The sequence below is a fragment of the Roseibium sp. AWQ4_254 genome, assembly GCF_056161025.1.
Window position 1 is genome coordinate 24,331 of the sequence record NZ_JBSWYH010000010.1, and the last position, 18,512, is coordinate 42,842.

The 18,512-nt window shown below is 59.8% G+C and carries 15 protein-coding genes; 10 read left to right on the top strand and 5 right to left on the bottom strand.

Annotation, left to right across the window (positions count from 1 at the left end; genetic code table 11):
- Nucleotides 1-481: 481 nt before the first annotated feature.
- On the bottom strand, nt 482-2,305 hold the full coding sequence (mdoH, locus tag ACXAIC_RS09455) for a glucans biosynthesis glucosyltransferase MdoH (RefSeq protein ID WP_475176535.1): 1,824 nt from the start codon (nt 2,303-2,305) through the stop codon (nt 482-484).
- Between the two features lie 117 nt (nt 2,306-2,422).
- On the opposite strand from mdoH, the gene ACXAIC_RS09460 reads away from it, so the two are divergent.
- From ACXAIC_RS09460 to ACXAIC_RS09500, 9 genes are all read left to right on the top strand, one after another.
- Nucleotides 2,423-3,427, top strand: coding sequence for a zinc-dependent alcohol dehydrogenase (locus ACXAIC_RS09460; RefSeq protein ID WP_475176540.1), 1,005 nt, complete (start codon nt 2,423-2,425; stop codon nt 3,425-3,427).
- A gap of 36 nt (nt 3,428-3,463) precedes the next feature.
- Complete coding sequence (locus tag ACXAIC_RS09465) at nt 3,464-3,862, top strand: 6-pyruvoyl trahydropterin synthase family protein (RefSeq protein ID WP_475176543.1); 399 nt, start codon at nt 3,464-3,466, stop codon at nt 3,860-3,862.
- Between the two features lie 4 nt (nt 3,863-3,866).
- The gene (locus tag ACXAIC_RS09470; protein WP_475176549.1) at nt 3,867-4,919 is read left to right on the top strand and encodes a glycosyltransferase family 4 protein; all 1,053 of its coding nucleotides are present in this window, start codon (nt 3,867-3,869) and stop codon (nt 4,917-4,919) included.
- Nucleotides 4,916-5,713: a class I SAM-dependent methyltransferase gene (locus ACXAIC_RS09475; protein ID WP_475176554.1), complete on the top strand. Its 798-nt coding sequence runs from the start codon at nt 4,916-4,918 to the stop codon at nt 5,711-5,713. Before ACXAIC_RS09470 ends, ACXAIC_RS09475 begins: the two co-directional genes overlap by 4 nt.
- A 237-nt stretch (nt 5,714-5,950) precedes the next feature.
- Nucleotides 5,951-7,387, top strand: coding sequence for a UbiA family prenyltransferase (locus ACXAIC_RS09480; protein ID WP_475176558.1), 1,437 nt, complete (start codon nt 5,951-5,953; stop codon nt 7,385-7,387).
- 5 nt (nt 7,388-7,392) lie between these two features.
- The gene (locus ACXAIC_RS09485) at nt 7,393-8,697 is read left to right on the top strand and encodes an FAD-binding protein (protein ID WP_475176563.1); all 1,305 of its coding nucleotides are present in this window, start codon (nt 7,393-7,395) and stop codon (nt 8,695-8,697) included.
- Nucleotides 8,698-8,842: 145 nt separating this feature from the next.
- Nucleotides 8,843-9,280 (top strand): EamA family transporter, encoded by a 438-nt coding sequence (locus ACXAIC_RS09490; RefSeq protein ID WP_475176566.1) that lies wholly within the window; start codon nt 8,843-8,845, stop codon nt 9,278-9,280.
- A complete protein-coding gene (locus tag ACXAIC_RS09495; RefSeq protein ID WP_475176570.1) occupies nt 9,277-10,290 on the top strand; it encodes an NAD-dependent epimerase/dehydratase family protein in 1,014 nt (337 codons plus the stop codon). Before ACXAIC_RS09490 ends, ACXAIC_RS09495 begins: the two co-directional genes overlap by 4 nt.
- Before the next feature lie 59 nt (nt 10,291-10,349).
- Nucleotides 10,350-11,759 carry an aspartate aminotransferase family protein gene (locus ACXAIC_RS09500; protein ID WP_475177103.1) on the top strand — a complete coding sequence of 470 codons (1,410 nt, stop codon included), beginning with the start codon at nt 10,350-10,352 and terminating at the stop codon, nt 11,757-11,759.
- A 92-nt stretch (nt 11,760-11,851) separates the two neighbouring features.
- Here the strand turns inward: ACXAIC_RS09500 and ACXAIC_RS09505 are convergent, their stop codons facing one another.
- The 4 genes from ACXAIC_RS09505 to ACXAIC_RS09520 all read right to left on the bottom strand — a co-directional run bounded on the left by ACXAIC_RS09505 (nt 11,852) and on the right by ACXAIC_RS09520 (nt 17,226).
- A complete protein-coding gene (locus ACXAIC_RS09505) occupies nt 11,852-13,054 on the bottom strand; it encodes a hypothetical protein (RefSeq protein WP_475176575.1) in 1,203 nt (400 codons plus the stop codon).
- A 227-nt stretch (nt 13,055-13,281) separates the two neighbouring features.
- Nucleotides 13,282-14,760 (bottom strand): lipopolysaccharide biosynthesis protein, encoded by a 1,479-nt coding sequence (locus ACXAIC_RS09510; protein ID WP_475176578.1) that lies wholly within the window; start codon nt 14,758-14,760, stop codon nt 13,282-13,284.
- Nucleotides 14,761-15,055: 295 nt separating this feature from the next.
- Nucleotides 15,056-16,144 (bottom strand): GumK N-terminal domain-containing glycosyltransferase, encoded by a 1,089-nt coding sequence (locus ACXAIC_RS09515; RefSeq protein ID WP_475176583.1) that lies wholly within the window; start codon nt 16,142-16,144, stop codon nt 15,056-15,058.
- A 47-nt stretch (nt 16,145-16,191) separates the two neighbouring features.
- Nucleotides 16,192-17,226, bottom strand: a complete 1,035-nt coding sequence (locus ACXAIC_RS09520; protein ID WP_475176589.1) for a glycoside hydrolase family 5 protein — start codon at nt 17,224-17,226, stop codon at nt 16,192-16,194.
- A gap of 115 nt (nt 17,227-17,341) precedes the next feature.
- On the opposite strand from ACXAIC_RS09520, the gene ACXAIC_RS09525 reads away from it, so the two are divergent.
- The gene (locus ACXAIC_RS09525; RefSeq protein WP_475176594.1) at nt 17,342-18,508 is read left to right on the top strand and encodes a glycosyltransferase family 4 protein; all 1,167 of its coding nucleotides are present in this window, start codon (nt 17,342-17,344) and stop codon (nt 18,506-18,508) included.
- Nucleotides 18,509-18,512: the final 4 nt, after the last annotated feature.

Consider the following 18,512-nt stretch of genomic DNA (forward strand, 5'->3'; position numbering starts at 1 on the left):
AGGCGCGCAGACCGGCCTTGGTTGGCCTGGCAAACGGGGTGACACAGCCCGGCGGGCCTGGACAAACCAACGAAGGCTGCGGCATGAAAGCGTTCCACCGTGTCGCGCGTCCTGGACGATGCCCCGCATCGCCCTGTAACACGCTTTTTTCTGAGCGCTCTCATGTCACGGTCGAATAGGGTCTTATTTGTTGAGGCGGGAATAAGGCGCGCCGCGTCTCGGTTGCTTTCAAGCTGTTCGGCCCTGCAGGATGGGCTGTTAGAGTAAAGTGTGTTTGACGGGTTTTGTCTTTCGTTGCCTGACATCACGGGGTTCAACGCAAAAGACAAAGCCGTTTGAAACTCGATGAACGCGGCACGCTCCCGCTCTCTGCAGCTCAAACCCGATCATAAAAAGACCGGCTTCGCGCCGGTTTTTTGAGGACCCCAGAGGGGCTGTGCGCAAACAGGAAGGGCGGCTCGGCGGCCGCCCTGTCACACATTCAAGCCTCAGCTGGCTTGGCGCCGGTCCGCACCAGGGCGGGCTCGGCTGTGGCCGGAGCCGGGTTCTTGGCAAGCGCGGGCAGGTGCAGGCTGGCCAGTTCGGGGGGCGGGGCGGTTTCTTCCGGAATGCGCCAAAGTGTTGAGCGGATGCCCAGTTTGCCGAGGGTTTTGGTGGAGGTCGCAACGGCCAGAAGGATGGCGCAAAGCGGCCCGACAGCAATCGGAATAACCGGCCAGACCAGCTCAAGCGGCTGATGGATCAGCCAGGCGAGGCCCAGAAGGCCAAAGAGGGTCTGCGGCCACAGCTTTCCGGCGGCCAGGGCGAGCGGCAGGCGGGCGACGCCGCGGGCCTGAGCGCCCCAGCCGATGGTTTTGCCGGCAACAAGCCCGCCCATAAACAGCGTGTGCGCGACGGCCATGATCGGGGCCAGCATGGAGGCATACAGGATTTCGCCTGCGGTACTGACCAGAATGCGCACGGGGCCGCCAAAGGCCTGGCGCAGATCCTTGCGCGCCAGAACGTCGGCAACGGTCGCCAGTTTGGGGGCAAACACCATGCTCAAAATGGTTATGAACAGGGTTATCCCCGTATCCGCCCGGTAGGGTGCATAATTTGTGGTCATTCCCAGAACGGCCGAAGCAACCATGAAACCGATCCAGGCGGGAGAGCCCAGGAACATTAGCATGGCCAGGAACAACTGGGCCCGGCTGACCAGTTTCAACCCCTTCAGACCCAACAGGCGGCGGTATTGCAGGTTGCCCTGGCACCAGCGTAGATCCCGGCGGATGAACTCCAGAAGATGGGGCGGGTTTGTCTCGTAGCTGCCGGTTTCCAGAGGCAGCACGCGCACCTCATAACCGGCCCGGCGCATCAGGACGGCCTCGACCTGATCATGGGAGAGGATCGTACCGGCCAGCGGGCCCTTGCCCGGAAGAACCGGCAAGCGGCAATGCTCCTTGAACGGCTGCAGCCGCAACAGCGCATTGTGGCCCCAATAGGGACCGCAATCGCCCTGCCACCAGGCGCTGCCGATGGTGTAGGAGCGCATGCCGAGGCGCATGCCGAACTGGAAGACACGGGCAAAGGCACTGTCCGTCGGCAGGCCGACGACGAGGCTTTGCAAGATGCCGACCGCGGGGTTCGCTTCCATCCGGCGGACCAGACCGATGACCGCCTCGGCCGACAGGAAGCTGTCCGCATCCAGCACAAGAGCGAAATCGTGCTGGCTGGCCCAACGATCGCAGAAGTCTTCAATGTTGCCGGCCTTGAAACCGGTGTTCAGGCTGCGGCGCCGGTAGACGACTTGCATTTGACCGTCAAAGCGTTCTTGCAGGCGGGCGGTCATTTCCTGCTCCTGCAGGGCGATGTCGTTCTGGGACGTGTCGCTCAGCACATAAAGCTTGAAATGGGCGCCGTGCCCGGTCTGGAGGAGATCACTCACCATGGCGCTGAGATGTGTCTCCAGTGCGGCTGTATCTTCATCCCGGACACAGGACAAAAGCGCGGTTGAACTCGTCAAGGGACCCTCAAGATCCCCGGGGCGGAGTGGCGAGACAGTTTCAATCGGGTCGCGGGCGAGCCGCATCACCAGCAGACCGATGACCGCATTCCAGAACCCGATAATGGTCCAGGGTAGGGTGATCATGAAACACAGCAGGATGAACAAATCGAGCGGAGACAGGCCTCCGGGGGACAGTGTTGCGGCCATCAAAGCTGTTAACGCAACGAAACTGACCAAAAGAAGAGTTGCAAAAATGCATCTGCGAACTGTCATGTGGGGCGGTTTTGCAAGTGAAATGACTGGGCCAAAAGCTCGGAACATATTTTTGACTTTCAAAAAGGGCACTCATGACGATAGTTCACATGCCAAAGTGGCCTATTGTTGACAATGTAAAATTTCAAGATCCGGAACGTTGCGTGAATGACGGAGAGTTTTGATTTGACTGGGAAAACGGGCGCGGCCCAGGCCCTTTGGTATCGAGAGCGCGAGGTTTGCGGGCTTGATCCGGTGTCGCTGGAAAGACCAAAATGTGGCGAGGTGCTGGTGCGTACGCGCTTTAGTTGCATCAGCCGGGGCACCGAAAGTCTGATTTTTCGCGGTGCTGTCCCCGAAAGCGAGTGGCAGCGCATGCGCGCGCCGTTCCAGGCTGGCGAGTTTCCTTTCCCGGTTAAATATGGCTACGCCAATGTAGGCACCGTCGTGGAAGGAGAGCCCGACCTGGTCGGCCAGACCGTCTTTTCGCTCTTTCCCCATCAAAGCCTTTTTTCGCTCCCGTCTCACGCCTGCGTGCCGGTTCCAGCCGGTCTTCCGCCCGAACGTGCTGTTCTTGCTGCCAATATGGAGACAGCGCTCAATTCTATATGGGACGGAAAACCATCACCTGGGGATCACATCTGCGTGGTTGGCGGCGGAGTTGTCGGGCTGTTAACGGCCTATCTGGCGGCCCGCATGCCCGCGACACAGGTCACGCTGGTGGATGTGAACCCGGCCCGCGCGGCAACGGCAAAGGCGTTGGGGCTTGCCTTTGCGCTGCCTCAGGAGGCCCCGTGCAACCAGGATCTGGTGTTCCATGCCAGCGCGTGCGCCGAGGGCCTGTCAACGGCGCTCTCCTGCGCCGGGGATGGCGCGTCCGTGATTGAAATGAGCTGGTACGGCACCCAGAATGTGGCGGTGCCGCTTGGGGCTGACTTTCATTCACGGCGTTTGAAACTGGTGTCCAGCCAGGTTGGAACCATTCCCTTTGAGCGCCAGCCCCGCTGGACCTTCAAACGCCGGCTGACAACCGCCTTGGGCCTGTTGCAGGACCCGGCGCTTGATCATCTGATCACACACCGCCTGCCGTTCCAGGCTCTGCCCGAACGCCTTCCCGAAGTTTTGACCAGGGATGCGGATGTCCTGGCAGCGCTTGTTGTTTATGACGATCCCTCTTGCCCGGCCGCCTGACGGCCGGTTCCTTCCCGACCCTTTCAGGATTAGACCATGTTTGCAGTAGAAGTTCGCGACCACGTCATGATTGCCCACTCCTTCAAGGGGGAGCTTTTTGGCCCTGCTCAGGCATTGCATGGCGCAACCTTTGTGGTGGATGCCGCCTTTTTGTCCGAAAGCCTCGATGAGAATGGCGTTGTGATTGATATCGGCCGGGCCCACGAGGTTTTGAAGGAAGTTCTGCAGCCCCTGAACTACAAGAACCTGGATGAGGTTCCCGCCTTTGCCGGGGTCAACACGACAACCGAGTTCCTCACCAAGCACATTCATGATCATCTGGCGGGGGCTGCCCGTGACGGGCGCCTCGGGCGGTCGGGCTCGGAACTGTCGGCCATCCGGATTTCCATTTCGGAGTCCCATGTGGCCCGCGCCTGGTATGAAGCCCGGATCTGATCCTTTGAAGACACTTTATTTTGCCTATCCCGGTGACCTGGACACGCCAACCGGGGGCTATGGCTATGACCGCCGGATCATTGCCGGCTTGGAAGAGCTTGGCTGGGACGTTCATCCGCTGTCGCTTGGCGGCGGCTTTCCCTTCCCGGCCGAGGCCGATCTCGTCCGGGCTCAGGCGGTGCTGGATCTGGTTCCGGACGGGGCGCTTCTGACCATTGACGGGCTCGCCTTCGGTGTCTTCGACATTATGGCAGAAGCGCTGGCCCAGCGGCTGACCCTCGTGGCGCTTGTTCACCATCCCCTTTGCCAGGAGACCGGTCTGACGCTGCAACGGGCTGAGAGTCTGAGGGTGCGCGAGAATTGTGCGCTTGGTTTTGCCCATCATATCATCGTGACCAGCCCGGCCACGGCAGATCAGGTCAAGGGCCTCTTTGAGGTTCCGGACGGCAAGATTGCGGTTGTTCTGCCCGGAACCGATAAGCCGGCCCCTTTTCCACACAGTCCGGGCCCGGCTGTCCAGCTGCTCAGCGTCGGAACGCTGGTGCCGCGAAAGGGCTATGACTTGCTCTTGTCCGCGCTTGCAGAGCTTAAGGACCAGGACTGGCATCTGGACATTGTCGGCGGCAAGGAGGCTGATCCGGACTGTGCGGCACGGCTTCAAGCTGAAACTGACAAGCTGGGTCTCGGTGACCGGGTGACTTTCCACGGTGCTGTACCCTCCGCCAGCCTGCTGGACTTTTACCGCAAGGCGGATCTCTTCGTTCTTGCCAGCCGCTATGAGGGCTATGGCATGGCCTACACGGAAGCGATTGCCCACGGACTGCCGGTTATCGGCAGTGGCGCTGGCGCGGTCGAAGAAACCTTGCCACCGGATGCTGCGCTTTATTGCGGAACGGAGGACACGGACCGGTTGCGCCAGGCTCTGGCGCTGCTGATCGGCAACAAAGACCAACGTACGAATATGGCAGAGGCAGCCTGGAAAGCCGCAGCAGCTCTGCCAGATTGGAAGGCGGCTGCCGGGCGCTTTGCCGCGGCCCTTGAGGAGGCCCATCAATGAGTGGATTTTCGAGCCAGTGGCTGGCCTTGCGCGAGCCCGTGGACCTTGCGGCCCGCAACCGGGACGTGGAGGCGGCTTTTCTGGCCCAGTGTCCGGAAGATGGCGTGAAGCTGCTGGATCTGGCCAGCGGCGCAGGTTCAACCCGGGCGGCCCTGCGGGACCGGCTGCCGGAGGCGACGGCCTGGCGGATGACCGACTATGATCCGGCCCTGATTGGCGCGGCGTCCGCCCGCCTGAGCGATAAGGACCAGGACCAGGTGTCTTTCCAGCAGATTGATCTGGCCGCAGACCTTGAGAGCCTTCCCTTTGCCGGGGTTGACGGGGTGACCACGTCTGCCTTTCTGGATCTTGTTTCGGAACCCTTCCTCGCCCGGTTGGCCACATGTGTGGCCAAGGCGCGCAAACCGTTCCTGGCCAGTCTCACCTATGACGGACGGGCGAGCTTCGCACCGGACGCCGGTTTGGACGGGGCAATGCGGGAGGCGATGAACCGGGACCAGCGCAGCGACAAGGGTTTTGGTCCGGCTCTTGGGCCGGAGGCGGCAGCCGCAGCCATCGGCCTGTTTGAGGCGCAAGGCTACCGGGTGGTCCAAGGACGCTCGGACTGGCAGGCGGGTGCGCAGGACAGCGCCTTTCTTCTGGAATTTCTGGAAGGCTGGGCCGGTGTGGGCCGCAAGAGCGGCCTGGACGGCGAGGCTGTCGGGGCCTGGTGGCAGCAGCGTCAAAGGGAGATCCGCACCGGCGCGCTTGAAGTCACGGTGGGCCATGTGGATTTCGCCGCGCTGCCCGTTTGACCGCCGCCGCTGATGTTAAGCGTTTGCTAAGTATAATTTCACCAATTCGGCCGAAGCGGCAGTATTTCTGCGGGAAATGTTCTTTTTCTGCTCCCGTTCCGGGTGTTCTAAAGCGCATGATAAGAAACGTTTGCTAAGGCTCTGACAGTGAGACACAAGATCAGCCAATGTGCAACGGGACACGGTTTGGCATTGAAAGGCTGGTCGCTTCAAAGATGCTTTTGTGAAGACAGTGGAATGGATCAGCGTTTAAAGAGCACCGATAGGCCCATCTATGTGGACTTGGATGGGACCCTGCTGCGGACCGATTTGCTCTGGGAGAGCCTGTTTCAGGCGCTGCGCCGGAAGCCGGAGGTGATCCTTGCGCTGTTCGGCTGGCTGTTGAACGGGATTGCCTATACCAAGGCACGGCTTGCCGAAGCGGCGGACATTGATGTCACCTCCTTGCCATATCGCAGCGAGGTCGTGGACCGGCTGAAAGATGAAAAAGCCCTTGGGCGGCGGCTCGTTCTGGCGACCGGGTCGACGGACAGCCTGGCACAGGCGGTTGCCGGGCATTTAGGGTTGTTTGACGCTGTTCTGGCCTCGGACGAGGCCACAAATCTGACGTCGGAGCGGAAGCTGGCGCGCATCCGGGCGGAGGCGGACGCCAACGGGTTCGACTATTACGGCAATTCCCACCATGATATCTGCCTGTTCGGTGCGGCTGTGGAGGCGACAGTGGTGGCTCCGGACCGGGCCGCCAGCCAATGGCAGGCCCAGTCCGGCGCGGAGCGGATTGAGGCAGCGGACAGCCAGGTCAAGGCTGCGCTGCATGCCATGCGTCCGCACCAGTGGATCAAGAACACTCTTGTGTTCGTGCCCGCCATTCTGGACCACGAGATCTTCCATGGGGCCGTTCTCCTCAGCGCGTTTCTGGCATTCCTAGCCTTTTCGCTGGCGGCGTCGGCAATCTATATTCTCAACGACCTGATGGATCTGGAAGCGGACCGCAAACACAGCAGCAAATACAAACGGCCCTTTGCGAGCGGGCGCCTCAGCGTTCCGGCGGGTTTGCTGCTGGCGCTGGGCCTTGTCGCGACCGCCTTCGCGCTGGCCGCGTTTCTGCCGATTGAATTTGCCGGGGTGCTGATGCTCTACCTGTTCATCACCACCGCCTATTCCATGGCAGTCAAGCGCATGCTGTTGCTCGACGTCTTTGTTCTGGCCGGCCTTTATACGATCCGGGTTCTGGCTGGCGGGGTGGCCGCCAGTATCGAATATTCCTTCTGGCTTCTGGCCTTTTCCGTCTTCTTCTTCCTGTCCCTGGCGCTGGTGAAGCGCTTCACGGAGCTGCAGCAGGTCGGGGAAACGGCGTCTCGGGCGGTAACCGGACGGGGTTACCGGCATGTGGATCTTGAAGCGATCTCCCAGGCGGGCATGACCTCCGGCTTTGCAGCCGTTCTGGTTCTGGCGCTTTATATCCAGAGCCCGGCCATCGAGCAGGCCTATTCCTTTCCGGAGCTGATCTGGCTTTTGTGCCCGCTCATTCTCTACATCATCATGCGCATCTGGATTCTGGCCCGGCGAAATGAAATGCATGAAGACCCGATTGTCTTCATCTTGCGGGACTGGCGCAGCCAGCTCATGATCGGCTGCGGCGCGCTTCTGTTTCTCATTGCAGCTATCTGGTGACCTCCGTGGCGAAGGCTGTGCAAAGCTGGGGCGGCTTGTCCTTTGAAAATCCGGAGATCCTGCTGCCGGAGGACTATCTTGCAACTGCGATTTCCCCGGGTGGGGCCTTGCCATATGGCAATGGCCGCAGCTATGGCGATAGTTGCCTGAATGCGCAGGGCAAGGCGCTCACCAGTCAGGCGCCCGGCCGGATACTCTTCTTTGACAAGATCACCGGCCAGCTGGAGGCTGAAGCGGGCACGCTGCTTGCCGACATCCTTGCCGCTGCGGCGCCATTCGGATGGTTTCCGCCAGTCCTGCCCGGTACCCAGTTCGTGACCGTCGGTGGCGCGATTGCCAATGACATTCACGGCAAGAACCATCACCGCAAGGGCACATTCGGCTGCCATGTCCTGGAGATCCATCTGGACCGGTCCGACCGGGGGCAGCTGGTGCTCACCCCGGAGGATCAGACGGGACTGTTTGCCGCCACAATCGGCGGTCTGGGCCTGACCGGCCTGATCCGCAAGGCTAAACTGCAGTTGATGCATGTGGGGGCGTCGGCAATCCGTCAGAAAACCACCCGCTTCACATCACTGGAGGCCTATTTTGAGCTGGCGCCAAAGGCCGACGAGACGCATGAATATGCGGTGGCCTGGATCGACTCCCTCGCCAAGGGCAGACAGTTCGGCCGGGGCCATCTGATTGCAGGCGATCACCTGCTCTCCGGCGGCCACCTGGACACAAGGGCGGCCCGGCGGCTCAGCGTACCGTTTACCCTGCCGGTTTCCCCCTTGCAGGGGCCGTTCCTGAAACTCTTCAACGAAGCATTTTTCCGCGGCGCACCGGAAGGCGTATCGGTCCGGGATGTGGCTTCCGAAACATTCTTCTTTCCCCTGGACCGCATCGGACGGTGGAACCGCCTCTATGGGCCGCGTGGACTGCATCAGCACCAAAGCGTGATCCCGGAGGCACAGGGGTTTGAGACTGTTGCAGCGCTTCTGGAGTGCACCCGCCAGCACCGGCACGGGTCATTTCTGACCGTGCTGAAACGGTTCGGCGCTGTTGACAGCCCAGGCTTCATGAGTTTTCCGCGTCCGGGCTATACGCTGACGCTCGACTTTCCAGACAAGGGGCTGGAAACCCTCAAACTGCTGACGAAGCTGGACGAGATTACGCTGGAGGCGGGCGGGGCAGTCAATCCTTACAAGGATCGCCGCATGTCGGCTGACACGTTCAAGGCGTCTTTTCCCCAGTGGCAGCGCCTTGAAACCTTGCGTGATCCGGCGCTGTTATCCGATTTCTGGCGCAGAACGGCCCTCGTAAAGTGAATGTTTATGAATGACGGAGACGTGACGTAATACTTTGTTATTCATAGAAAATCTGTTGTTCAAATTTGCATCGCAATTAAGATAATCTAATGGAAATTCAGGGAAAGTGCCGACGTTGAATTCAGCGTGTGCGGAGAAGCCCTTCATGAGCTCCTATCTTCCCTTCATATTATTTACCGTTCTGACCAATGCCGCTGCGCAAATCATGCTGAAAATGGGCATGACCCGGATCGGCGACCTCAGCACGCTGCACAGCAACCTGATCATCAAATTGCTACAGGTCGTGTTCACCCCCTTTGTCTTTCTGGGGCTGTGCACCTTCGTCATCTCGATGGCTTCGCACCTCTATGTCCTGTCGAAGGTGGAGCTGTCTTACGCCTATCCGTTCCTGTCGCTCGCTTATGTGGTGGTGGCGGTCTATGCCTATTTCATCTTCCGGGAAGATTTGAACACCATGCGGGTTTTCGGCATCGCGCTGATCTGTGCCGGCACGGTCTGCATTGCCCAGGGCGGGTCAAACGGTGCGCAGGCCGGAACCCAGACAAAGATGCAAACGGTTGACCTTGAGGAGAGCTCAAAGTGAAACACATTCTTTTCGGCGGCGACGGGTTTGTCGGCCGTCAACTGGCGAAACGGCTCTCCGAAGAGGGCGAAGAGGTCATTGTCGCCGACATCGCGGACACCAACCGCCAAGTCTATCCCAAAGCCACGTTCCTGGAATGCGACGTTACCAATCCGGATTCGGTTGCTGCCATTCCCATGTCGGCGGGCGATATGGTCTACAATCTCTCGGCCAAGATGCTGTCGCCGATCCAGGTACGTGCCAAGCGGCATGCATTCTTCTATCCGGTCAACTACGACGGCACGAAACACATCATCGAGGCGATGGACCGGGCCGGAGCCAGCAAGCTGGTGCATTACACGACCGACATGGTCTACGGACATACGGTCACATATCCGATGACCGAGGACCATCCGGTCGCTCCGCTCGGTGAATACGGCCAGTCCAAACTGGATACGGAAATTCTGGCGGGCGAGTGGCGCACACGCGGCATGAACATCACACTGTTCCGGCCCCGCCTGATTATCGGACCGGGCCGTCTGGGCATCCTGACCAAGCTGTTCAAACTGATCGACATGAATCTGCCGGTTCCCATGATCGGCTCCGGCAAGAACCCTTATCAGTTCATTTCGGTCTATGACTGTGCCGATGCGGCTTACAAAGCCTGGATGGCGGATGTGCCGAATGAGGCCTATAATCTCGGCTCGATCAATCCGCCGCCAGTCCGCAAGCTGCTTGGCGATTTGGTAAAACATGCTCAGTCGAAATCGCTTCTGGTGCCCACCTGGGGCTTTGCGGTCAAACGGACGCTGGATCTGCTGGATGCTGTCAATCTGCCGTTGATGGACCCGGAGCAGTATCTGATTGCCGACGAAATGTGTGTTCTGGATGTCTCCAAGGGGGAACGGGATCTCGGCTGGGTGCCCGCCTACCGGGATGAGGATATGCTGATCGCCGCCTATGACGAATACCGGGCCCAGAAAGCCGCCGGCAACGGCGTCAACCATGGCAACGCTCAACCGGCAGAATAGGATTACCCATGACGCAGACCCAAGCCGCTCCTGTCGACGATCTTGTCGGTGAAGATCTTATGCCACAAACGTCTTCCAAACCGGATCTAATGAGTGTGGAAGACGCCAAGGCCATGGACACCAAGACCATGGCTGATCTCTTCAAGGCCCATATCAATCCGGGTCAATTTCATTTCATGAAGCTGCTCGGCTTTCACAAGGTCAAGATCGAGCGTGCCGACGGCATGTATTATGTTGACCAGAATGGCCGCCGGATCCTGGACTTTTTCGGCGGCTTCGGCTCGCTGGCCCATGGGCACAATCACCCGCGCGTGCTGGCTGCGCGCAAGGCATTTCAGAAGGAAGACCGGCACGAAATCGCCATAGCCTTCCTGTCGCAATATGCCTCTGCCCTGGCGAAGAACCTTGCGGCATGTTCGCCGGGCGACCTCGACATGGTGTTTCTGGGGTCGTCCGGATCAGAGGCCATGGAAGCGGCCGTCAAGCTTGCCGAGCGCGCCTCCGGGCGGACCAACTGCAAGATCGTGCATGCCGAAAATGCCTTTCACGGCAAGACCAAGGGTGTTCTCTCGATCACCGATTCCGATCTTTATCAAGGGTCCTTCAAGCTGGTGGACAACCGTGTAAAGGTGCCTTTTGGCGATCTGGAGGCCCTGACCCGGGCCATTGAATCCGATCCCGATATCGGCGTGGTTGTTCTGGAGACGGTCCAGGGCGGTGGCGGCATCATCTCCGCGCCGGACAGCTACTGGAAAGGGGTGCGGGCCCTGTGCGACAAGCACGATGTGCTTTGGGTTGCCGACGAGGTTCAGTGCGGCTATGGCCGCACCGGCAAGTTCTACGCCTTTGAACATTACGGCGTTGTTCCTGATATCACGGCGCTGGCCAAATCCCTGGGCGCCGGCAAGGCGGCTGTGGGCGCCATGATCGCGAAAAGCAGCGTCTACATGAAAGCCTATGGCACGCCGAAAACCGCCATGATCCATGCTCAGGCCACCTTTGGCGGCATGGGAGAGGCGAGCATAACCGCGATCGAAGGCCTCAATGTTCTTTACGACGAGGACTTGATCGACAATGCCGCGCAGGTGGGAGACTATCTGATCACCCGCCTGAAAGCGCTTCAGGACAAGTATCCGAAGATCATCAAGGATGTGCGCGGAAAGGGCTTGATGGTTGGTCTGGAATTCCAGGACTTCTCGCGCACCATGCCTATGGTGCTCAGGCCCATGGTGGCCCTTCTGGATGACAAGCTGAAGGGCTCGCTCTCCGGCTTTATCGGTGCGCAGCTCCTGAGGGACTACGATATTCTGGTCGCCTTCACGGAATATAACCGCAATGTCATCCGCCTGGAGCCGCCGTTGATTTGCACACGGCAGAACGTGGACACATTCTGCAACGCCCTTGATGACCTTCTGTCCAAAGGCATCGTCAGCATCGTGCAGGGCTTCATCAAGTCCCAGGCCTCCTGAAGGCCCACCGGCCCGTTTGCAAAAAGAGGACGCCCGCTTGAAACGAGCGGGCGTCCTCTTTTGTGCTCTAGCGGGCGGATTTACGTTATGTATTACCGTGACGCTGCAGACCGTTCTTCGGTGTCCGGATAGGAAAAATCCGGTTTCCAGATATGCATCACCACCATCAGAAGCGGGAGCATATAGGGCAGATAGATCCGGTCGTCCGGCAGGGGAAAGGTCACGAATTTACCGCCGATACACAGGGTGAGGGCGATCACCGCCATCCATTGCCCCTGACTGACATGGCGGCCGGAGCGCAGCAGCAGGGCAAAACCGCACAGGATCACCGCAAGGATCATCAGCCAGTCATAGGCCTGGACGGTCCGGGCCAGATTGATGGCAAGCGCTTTCAGATAGAGCACCGCATCGAAGGCCGGGTCAAAGCCGCGCAGGTCGTCCTGATATTCGATGTTGGAAAAATAGAAATGCGGCCACCAGCCCGGGTGGTCCACGGAGCCAACCACCGGAAAATACAGCGCCACACAGGCACCGAAAAACGCCAGATAGAGAAGGCGGAACCGGTTGACTGCAAGGGCTGCCAAAAGCAGGGCGAAGAACAGCAGGATACCATCCGGGCGCACAAGAAACATCAGATAGAGAAACGGCGCGGCCAGCAGCGGTTTTTCCCGGCTGACAAAATAGATGGCGGGCAGGCTGAACACCGTCATCATCAGGTCGGGCGTTGCCTCGCGGGCGGAAAACACATAGCCGGTGAGCACCGAGGCGGGGGCGATGAGGAACAGCCCCTGAACAAAACCGTGCCGCAGGCTCCAGGCAAAAATGAGAGCCCCGACCAGTGCCGCTGACAGGCTTGAAATCAGCGTTGTTGCCTCAACCCGGCCCACCAGGGCTCCCAACTGTTCAATGGCCGCGATATAGGCGACCTTGACCTGATAGAGTGGGAACAGGGACACAAAATGCTCCGGATTCTCATATTGCCCGACACGGTAGGGAATGCTGGCGGTGACCTTGTAGAATTGGAGATCTGACGCCGCTTCCTTGACCTCGCCATAGGCGGCGGCATGGATGTCCTCGGCGGTCTCTAGACCCAGGCTGTTCTCCGCCGCAATGCCGACATAGGCGAGGATGTCCCAGTTATAGACCGGATTGAAATAGGCCAGCGCCAGGGTGCCGAGAACGACCCCGCCATAAAGTCCGGCTGCAAGGGCGCCCATGGTTTTGCGGGTCAACAATCTGCCGATGGCCCTTAGAAAAGATCCGAACCGGTCGCCGAATACATCAGTCAAGGTCATGGCCGTGCCCTCTTTCTGGTCTGTGATCAGCTGGCGCGGTCCGGACTGGAACTCAGCTTTCCGGCCCTGGCGCCCCCGGCCGATCCGTCTTTCAAATGTTGGTCGGGAGCTTAGAAACAGCCTGTTGATTATTGATTAACCAAACATGAGCGTGTTTGGCCTTTTCACGCATACCGATTTCACTTGATAGAACCTGATATGATGGCCCCTCTCAACGGAGATTGGCATCAGGTCGCTCGGTTCCGGCCAAAGCGGGACTTGAAGGCCTCAACAAGCGGGGCAAGCTCCGCAACGGGCACTGTACGCAGCATGACAAGCGCCGCCAGATAGACGGGGGCTGCGGCCAGGATGGCCAGCGGCAAGTTCCACGGGCTTGAGACTGTGTTCAGAACAATGACAGCTGCTGCAGCGCAAAGGGCCGCAGCGATGAGGCTTTTCAAAAGGGTTTTGAGTGGCAGGAAAAGCTTGAAACAGCGGTGGCAATAGACCGCCAGGATTACCAGTTGCAGCACATTCGCACCGCCGCGCACCCAGGCAGCCCCCATCTGGCCGGACATGGGTATAACGGCCAGAAGCGCAGCAATCGTGACTGCGCACCAGGCAAAGGTCATGCGCAACTCGTCGCGGCTCCTGTTCTTGGCCAGAATGGCTCGGGAAATGACTGCCGACAGGGCCATGGGAATGGAAAAGACCAGAAGCACGCTGGCAGGCCAGACGGCGGGCAGGAAATCGGCTCCGAAAACAAGCGGAATAAGCTCCGGTGCAATCGCGGCGCCGCCGATGGTGATCGGGGCGATGACGATCGTCAGCCAGCGGACCGTTCCGTCAAACGCCTTTCGGAAGGCTTCATCATCGGCCTGATCATGCAGCACGCCAAAGCGTGGGATCACAAAGGCAACGATGAAGAGGGAGAGCTGCACCACCATGCCGGACATGGTCAGGCCGATCGCGTAGTAACCGACCTGGGTCAGGGTGAAGAAAAAGCCGATGATGGCAAGTTCGATGCGGACGCCGAACAGGGCGAGGATGCTGCCGGAGATCCAGTTATTGCGGGCATAGCGCCGGATCTCCTGGGTCAGGGGGACAGACGGAGCTGCTCCGGTCTCAGTGCCGGACCCGGCCGGGCCAAGATACCGCTTCAGATCCAGCGCCTGGGGCAAATGCCGGACAGCATGTCCCAAAATGGCTCCGGCCGGGCCGAGCGCCAGCGCGCCGGCAAGGACTACAACAGGCTGCAACAGACAGCCGGTCAGGGTCATGCGGGCTGCGCGGTCGAACTGGCCAAGCCCCTGGGCAGCGCCAATGACCAGCGTGGAATAGGCATAGCTGAGGAAAAGCACACTCGTCACGGCCCAGACAAAGGCCCCCGGCGCATTGTCCTGACGGGCAAGGACCAGGGCATATCCGATTATGGCAAGGGTCATCAGGGAAGACGCGGCGAGAAAACGGAAAAAGAGCTGGCGGAAGAGCGGGCTCCGGCCCTGGCCGCCCGCGGTGTCCCTGGCAATGAAACGCAGAGCTGCCTGGGGCATACCCAGGTCTGATACAAGCGTTGCAACGGTCATGAACCAAAGGGCATAGGCCACTGTCCCCGTGCCTTCGACCCCAAGCGTGCGCGCCACGATGATGCTGCTTGCAAATCCGGCGAGCATTGACAGCATACCTGCAGAGGTATTCACAATGGACATGCGCAGCATGGAGGCCATCGGGTTCCCTGTCGCCCTTTCTGGTGTCTTGCAGCTTGTGGTCTGATCCGGCCGCCTCGGCTGGCGCGGGACTGTATGACTTAAGGGAATACCGCGCAAAGGCTTAATATCTCTTGAGCATCCAGTCACCTGACTCTGAGGTTCGTCACATTTCCCGGCAGGCTCTGAACGAACTTCAGATCCAAGAAAGTGACCAGCAAATTTATGTTCCTAGTGCGGTTTTCGAATTTGAAAGACGCTCCGGCGGTTCCTGCCAAAATGAGGCGTATTTCAAATTCACCACACGGGCAAGAGATCATAACGCCTTGCAGCGGGCCGCCACATCCGTCCAGTCCAGTACCTCGTCTCCGGGGGCGGCAAAGGGTGTTTCCAGGGCTTTTTGAACCGCCGCTTCAATCGATGCCCGGTCTCCGGGCCGGTAGCCATGGCGGTTGGCCTTGTCCCCGGCCGCAAAATCCGGACAGATTGCAGGAAGGTTCAAATACCCGTATTGCATCAGCTTCATGCTGGAATCGCTCAGATACTCCGCATGGTTCTGGTCATGATAGGGCGCAGCCCCCGCATCGGCATATTTCAAGAACGGCAAAGTGTCCTTGAACGGCATGCGCCCATATTCGGTGACATTGGCCGGGACGCGCTCAAGCGCCGGGGTGCCGATCAGGTGAAATTGAACCTTGGGAAAGGCTGCGGCGGCGGTCTGAAAAAAACCGGCATCAAATAGCATGGAGCCGACGGTCACTATGTTCGTGTCGGCCCGGTAGGGGGTCGGGCCGATCTCGCTGAAGTCGGATTTGGCAATTCCGTGGGGAATGAAATGGACCGGCCGTCCAAAGTTGTCAAAATGCGGTGCCATGGCGCGGGCGCACACCACAATCGCATCTATGGCCTTCCGGTCCCGGAACAGCTGCCCGGCGATAAACGGATGGGCACCGACGGTCTCAAGCAGATCGGACACCAGATAAATGATCTTTGCCTTGGGAGCAGCTTTGCGCAAGCGCCCGATCAGGGCGGCTGTGAGGCCGGATTCCACAAGGATCAGGTCCGCTTCTGCTGCGGCGGTGTCCAGTTCAGCGCAAGGGGAGCTGATCCACCAGCGGAACAGGCCATTGGTGAGGGGGCGAAGCGCACCCAGGCCTTTGCCGAAAGGATGGAGCGCAGAGCGCCAGAGGAAACACGCAACCCCCGCGTGCTCCTCCCATCGGTTTGCAGCTCTGAACAGGTGCTTGCGGTGGTCCGAGGCCAGCAGGGAGAGTGGGCTGAACCCGGCAGAGACAAAGCTGACCCTGTCTCCGAGGGCCACATAGGCATCGGCCAGAAAATGCAGATTGGCGCGCCAGCCGGTCCGGTAGTCATGGCGTGAGACCAGAAGAATGGAGTTGGGCATTCAGGTGTTCCTCACCGCAAACTGAAAACACGGGCTTTGCGTTGCCATCATTTGCCTGCCTTCGGCCCGCATTGGACGGATGCGGTGCTGAAATACGGTTTTAGGACCTCCAGCTGGGGCGTGTTGGTGTCTCCGTCGGGTTGCAGGGACAAGGCATAATCGCCCCACCATTCCCCGGCGGCCCAGGCGGTCCAGCCGATCCAGACATCCCGGTTCTCTTGCAGAACCCCCGCCACCTCCTTCAGGGCCTCCAGACAATCCGGCGACGCGCTGCCGCCAAATTCCCCCAGAAACCCGGTGAAACCGTGCTGGCGCATCCAGCCGGTCACCTCCTGAAGCGCCTGAACCGCGTCTTTGGCGCGCGGGCATGTGGCCTGGGTGCCGGAAAAATTGGCGTCCATATATTGGTGAAACTCGAAAGCAAACCTGTTGTGGCTGTCTGCGAAGCGCTTGAAATTGTCCGCATTGGAGCCGCCCTCTTCGGGGTCGAACCAGTGTGAGGCCCCACTCCAATGGGTGCCCGGCACCAGAACCAGCTGACCGGCCCCGCTTTCCCGAAGGGCTTGCAGGCCTGCCTGAGCCGCGTTGAACCAGTCTTGTGCGCTGACCTCGACCGGCTCGTTCATAAGGCCGAAAACAACTTGGTCATTGCCCGCGAAAACAGGAGCGAGACGGCGCCAGACGTCCACAAAAGCCTCTTTCGTCAGAGCACCCGTTCCCAGCCTGTCGCCGCGATAGGCTGCATAATTGTGAAGATCGAGAATGACGCTCAGGCCCCGGCTGTTGGCGGCCGCAACAGTGATCTGCAGCCGGGCCAGTTCGTCCGGGTCAAAGGCCCCAAACAGCTGCGGCTGCAGCCGCTCCCAGAGAAACGGCAAGCGGATGGCTGTCATGCCCTGGCGGGCGGCCCAGTCAAGGGTGGCCTCGGAGGGGTAGATATAGCCTTTGCCATGGGGGGACCCGGGGTCGCCGAACTCCGCCCCGGCCAGATTGACACCGCGCAGGCAGGAGGCTGCATTGGCCGTCAGGGGCAGGGCGGCCAGACAAAAGGCCAAAAGCCGGATCGGAATCTGCGTCAGCATGGTCGGTGTGGCTCGGAAATCTCAATAAAGGTCTTGTTGAGGGGCGGATGATAGCTTGCTTTCCGACCGTATTACCCGATTAGTCTTGCCGAAACATTTTCGTAAAGGGTCCCTGATGGACACAGTCAGCCTGCCTGCCCAAGCTGAAGGCGGCACCGATCTGCTCAATGACAAGAGCATTGTGCATGTGGTGCGCCAATATGCACCGAGCGTTGGTGGGCTTGAGGATGTGGTCAGAAATCTTGCAACCAGGCAAAAGGAGAGCTTCGCGCAGGTGTCCATCGTGACGCTCGACCGGTTGTTTACGGACCCTGGCAAGCGGCTGGCGCACCGGGAGCAGATGGACGGGCTTGAGATTACCCGCATTCCCTACCGGGGCAGCGCACGCTATCCGTTGGCGCCCTCGGTTTTAAGCCGGATTGGCGGCGCGGATCTGGTCCATGTGCATGCGGTCGATTTCTTCTTCGACTTTCTGGCGTTGACAAAGCCTGTTCACCGCAAGCCGCTGGTGGCCACCACCCATGGTGGCTTTTTTCACACCCGGACCTTCGCGCGGCTCAAGGCCGTCTGGTTCAATTCCCTGACCCGTGTCACCAGCCGCGGCTATGCAGCGCTTGCGTGTTGCAGTTCAAGTGATCTTGATCTTTTCAATAAGGTCGCACCACAGAGAACCCGCCTGATCGAAAACGGTGTGGCGCTGGAAAAATTCCGGAACGCCAGTGCCCCCAGTCCGCAAAAGCGGTTGCTGACGCTGGGCCGGTTTTCCGCCAACAAACGGCTGGACCGGCTGATGGGCCTGATGGAGATCCTGGCAGGGGAGGACCCGCAGTGGCATCTCGATATTGCGGGCATGGAATCCGATCTGAGCCGGCAGGCGCTTCAAGACCAGATCACGGCCCGGGGTCTGTCCGGGCATGTCCATCTTCATGTGGGGCTGCCAAACGCTCAGATCCGGGATCTGATGGGTCAGGCTTCGCTGTTTGTCAGTGCATCGGAGTATGAGGGGTTCGGCTTGGTTCTGATCGAGGCCATGAGTGCGGGTCTTGTGCCGGTGGTGCAGGCCAACGAAGCTTTTGTGGGCCTTGGGGACAAGCACCCCCAGATCAGCACGCTTGATTTTGCAAATGCCCGCCAGGCGGCGGAGGCGGTCACGGCGGCTTACAGGGACCTCGCCGAAAGGCCTGGAGTGCGCTGTGCGGTCATGGAGGCTGTGGCGGGCTATGGCTGGGACGCCAAGGCCGCGCTCTATGAGGCGCTCTATCGGGACGTTCTGGCGCGATAGCTGT

Excerpts from the sequence above, each read along its gene's own strand:
- mdoH (WP_475176535.1), bottom strand. The coding sequence starts at position 2,305 with ATGTTCCGAGCTTTTGGCCCAGTCATTTCACTTGCAAAACCGCCCCAC.
- ACXAIC_RS09465 (WP_475176543.1), top strand. The coding sequence starts at position 3,464 with ATGTTTGCAGTAGAAGTTCGCGACCACGTCATGATTGCCCACTCCTTC.
- ACXAIC_RS09475 (WP_475176554.1), top strand. The coding sequence starts at position 4,916 with ATGAGTGGATTTTCGAGCCAGTGGCTGGCCTTGCGCGAGCCCGTGGAC.
- ACXAIC_RS09480 (WP_475176558.1), top strand. The coding sequence starts at position 5,951 with ATGGATCAGCGTTTAAAGAGCACCGATAGGCCCATCTATGTGGACTTG.
- ACXAIC_RS09490 (WP_475176566.1), top strand. The coding sequence starts at position 8,843 with ATGAGCTCCTATCTTCCCTTCATATTATTTACCGTTCTGACCAATGCC.
- ACXAIC_RS09500 (WP_475177103.1), top strand. The coding sequence starts at position 10,350 with ATGCCACAAACGTCTTCCAAACCGGATCTAATGAGTGTGGAAGACGCC.
- ACXAIC_RS09505 (WP_475176575.1), bottom strand. The coding sequence starts at position 13,054 with ATGACCTTGACTGATGTATTCGGCGACCGGTTCGGATCTTTTCTAAGG.
- ACXAIC_RS09510 (WP_475176578.1), bottom strand. The coding sequence starts at position 14,760 with ATGGCCTCCATGCTGCGCATGTCCATTGTGAATACCTCTGCAGGTATG.
- ACXAIC_RS09515 (WP_475176583.1), bottom strand. The coding sequence starts at position 16,144 with ATGCCCAACTCCATTCTTCTGGTCTCACGCCATGACTACCGGACCGGC.
- ACXAIC_RS09520 (WP_475176589.1), bottom strand. The coding sequence starts at position 17,226 with ATGCTGACGCAGATTCCGATCCGGCTTTTGGCCTTTTGTCTGGCCGCC.
- ACXAIC_RS09525 (WP_475176594.1), top strand. The coding sequence starts at position 17,342 with ATGGACACAGTCAGCCTGCCTGCCCAAGCTGAAGGCGGCACCGATCTG.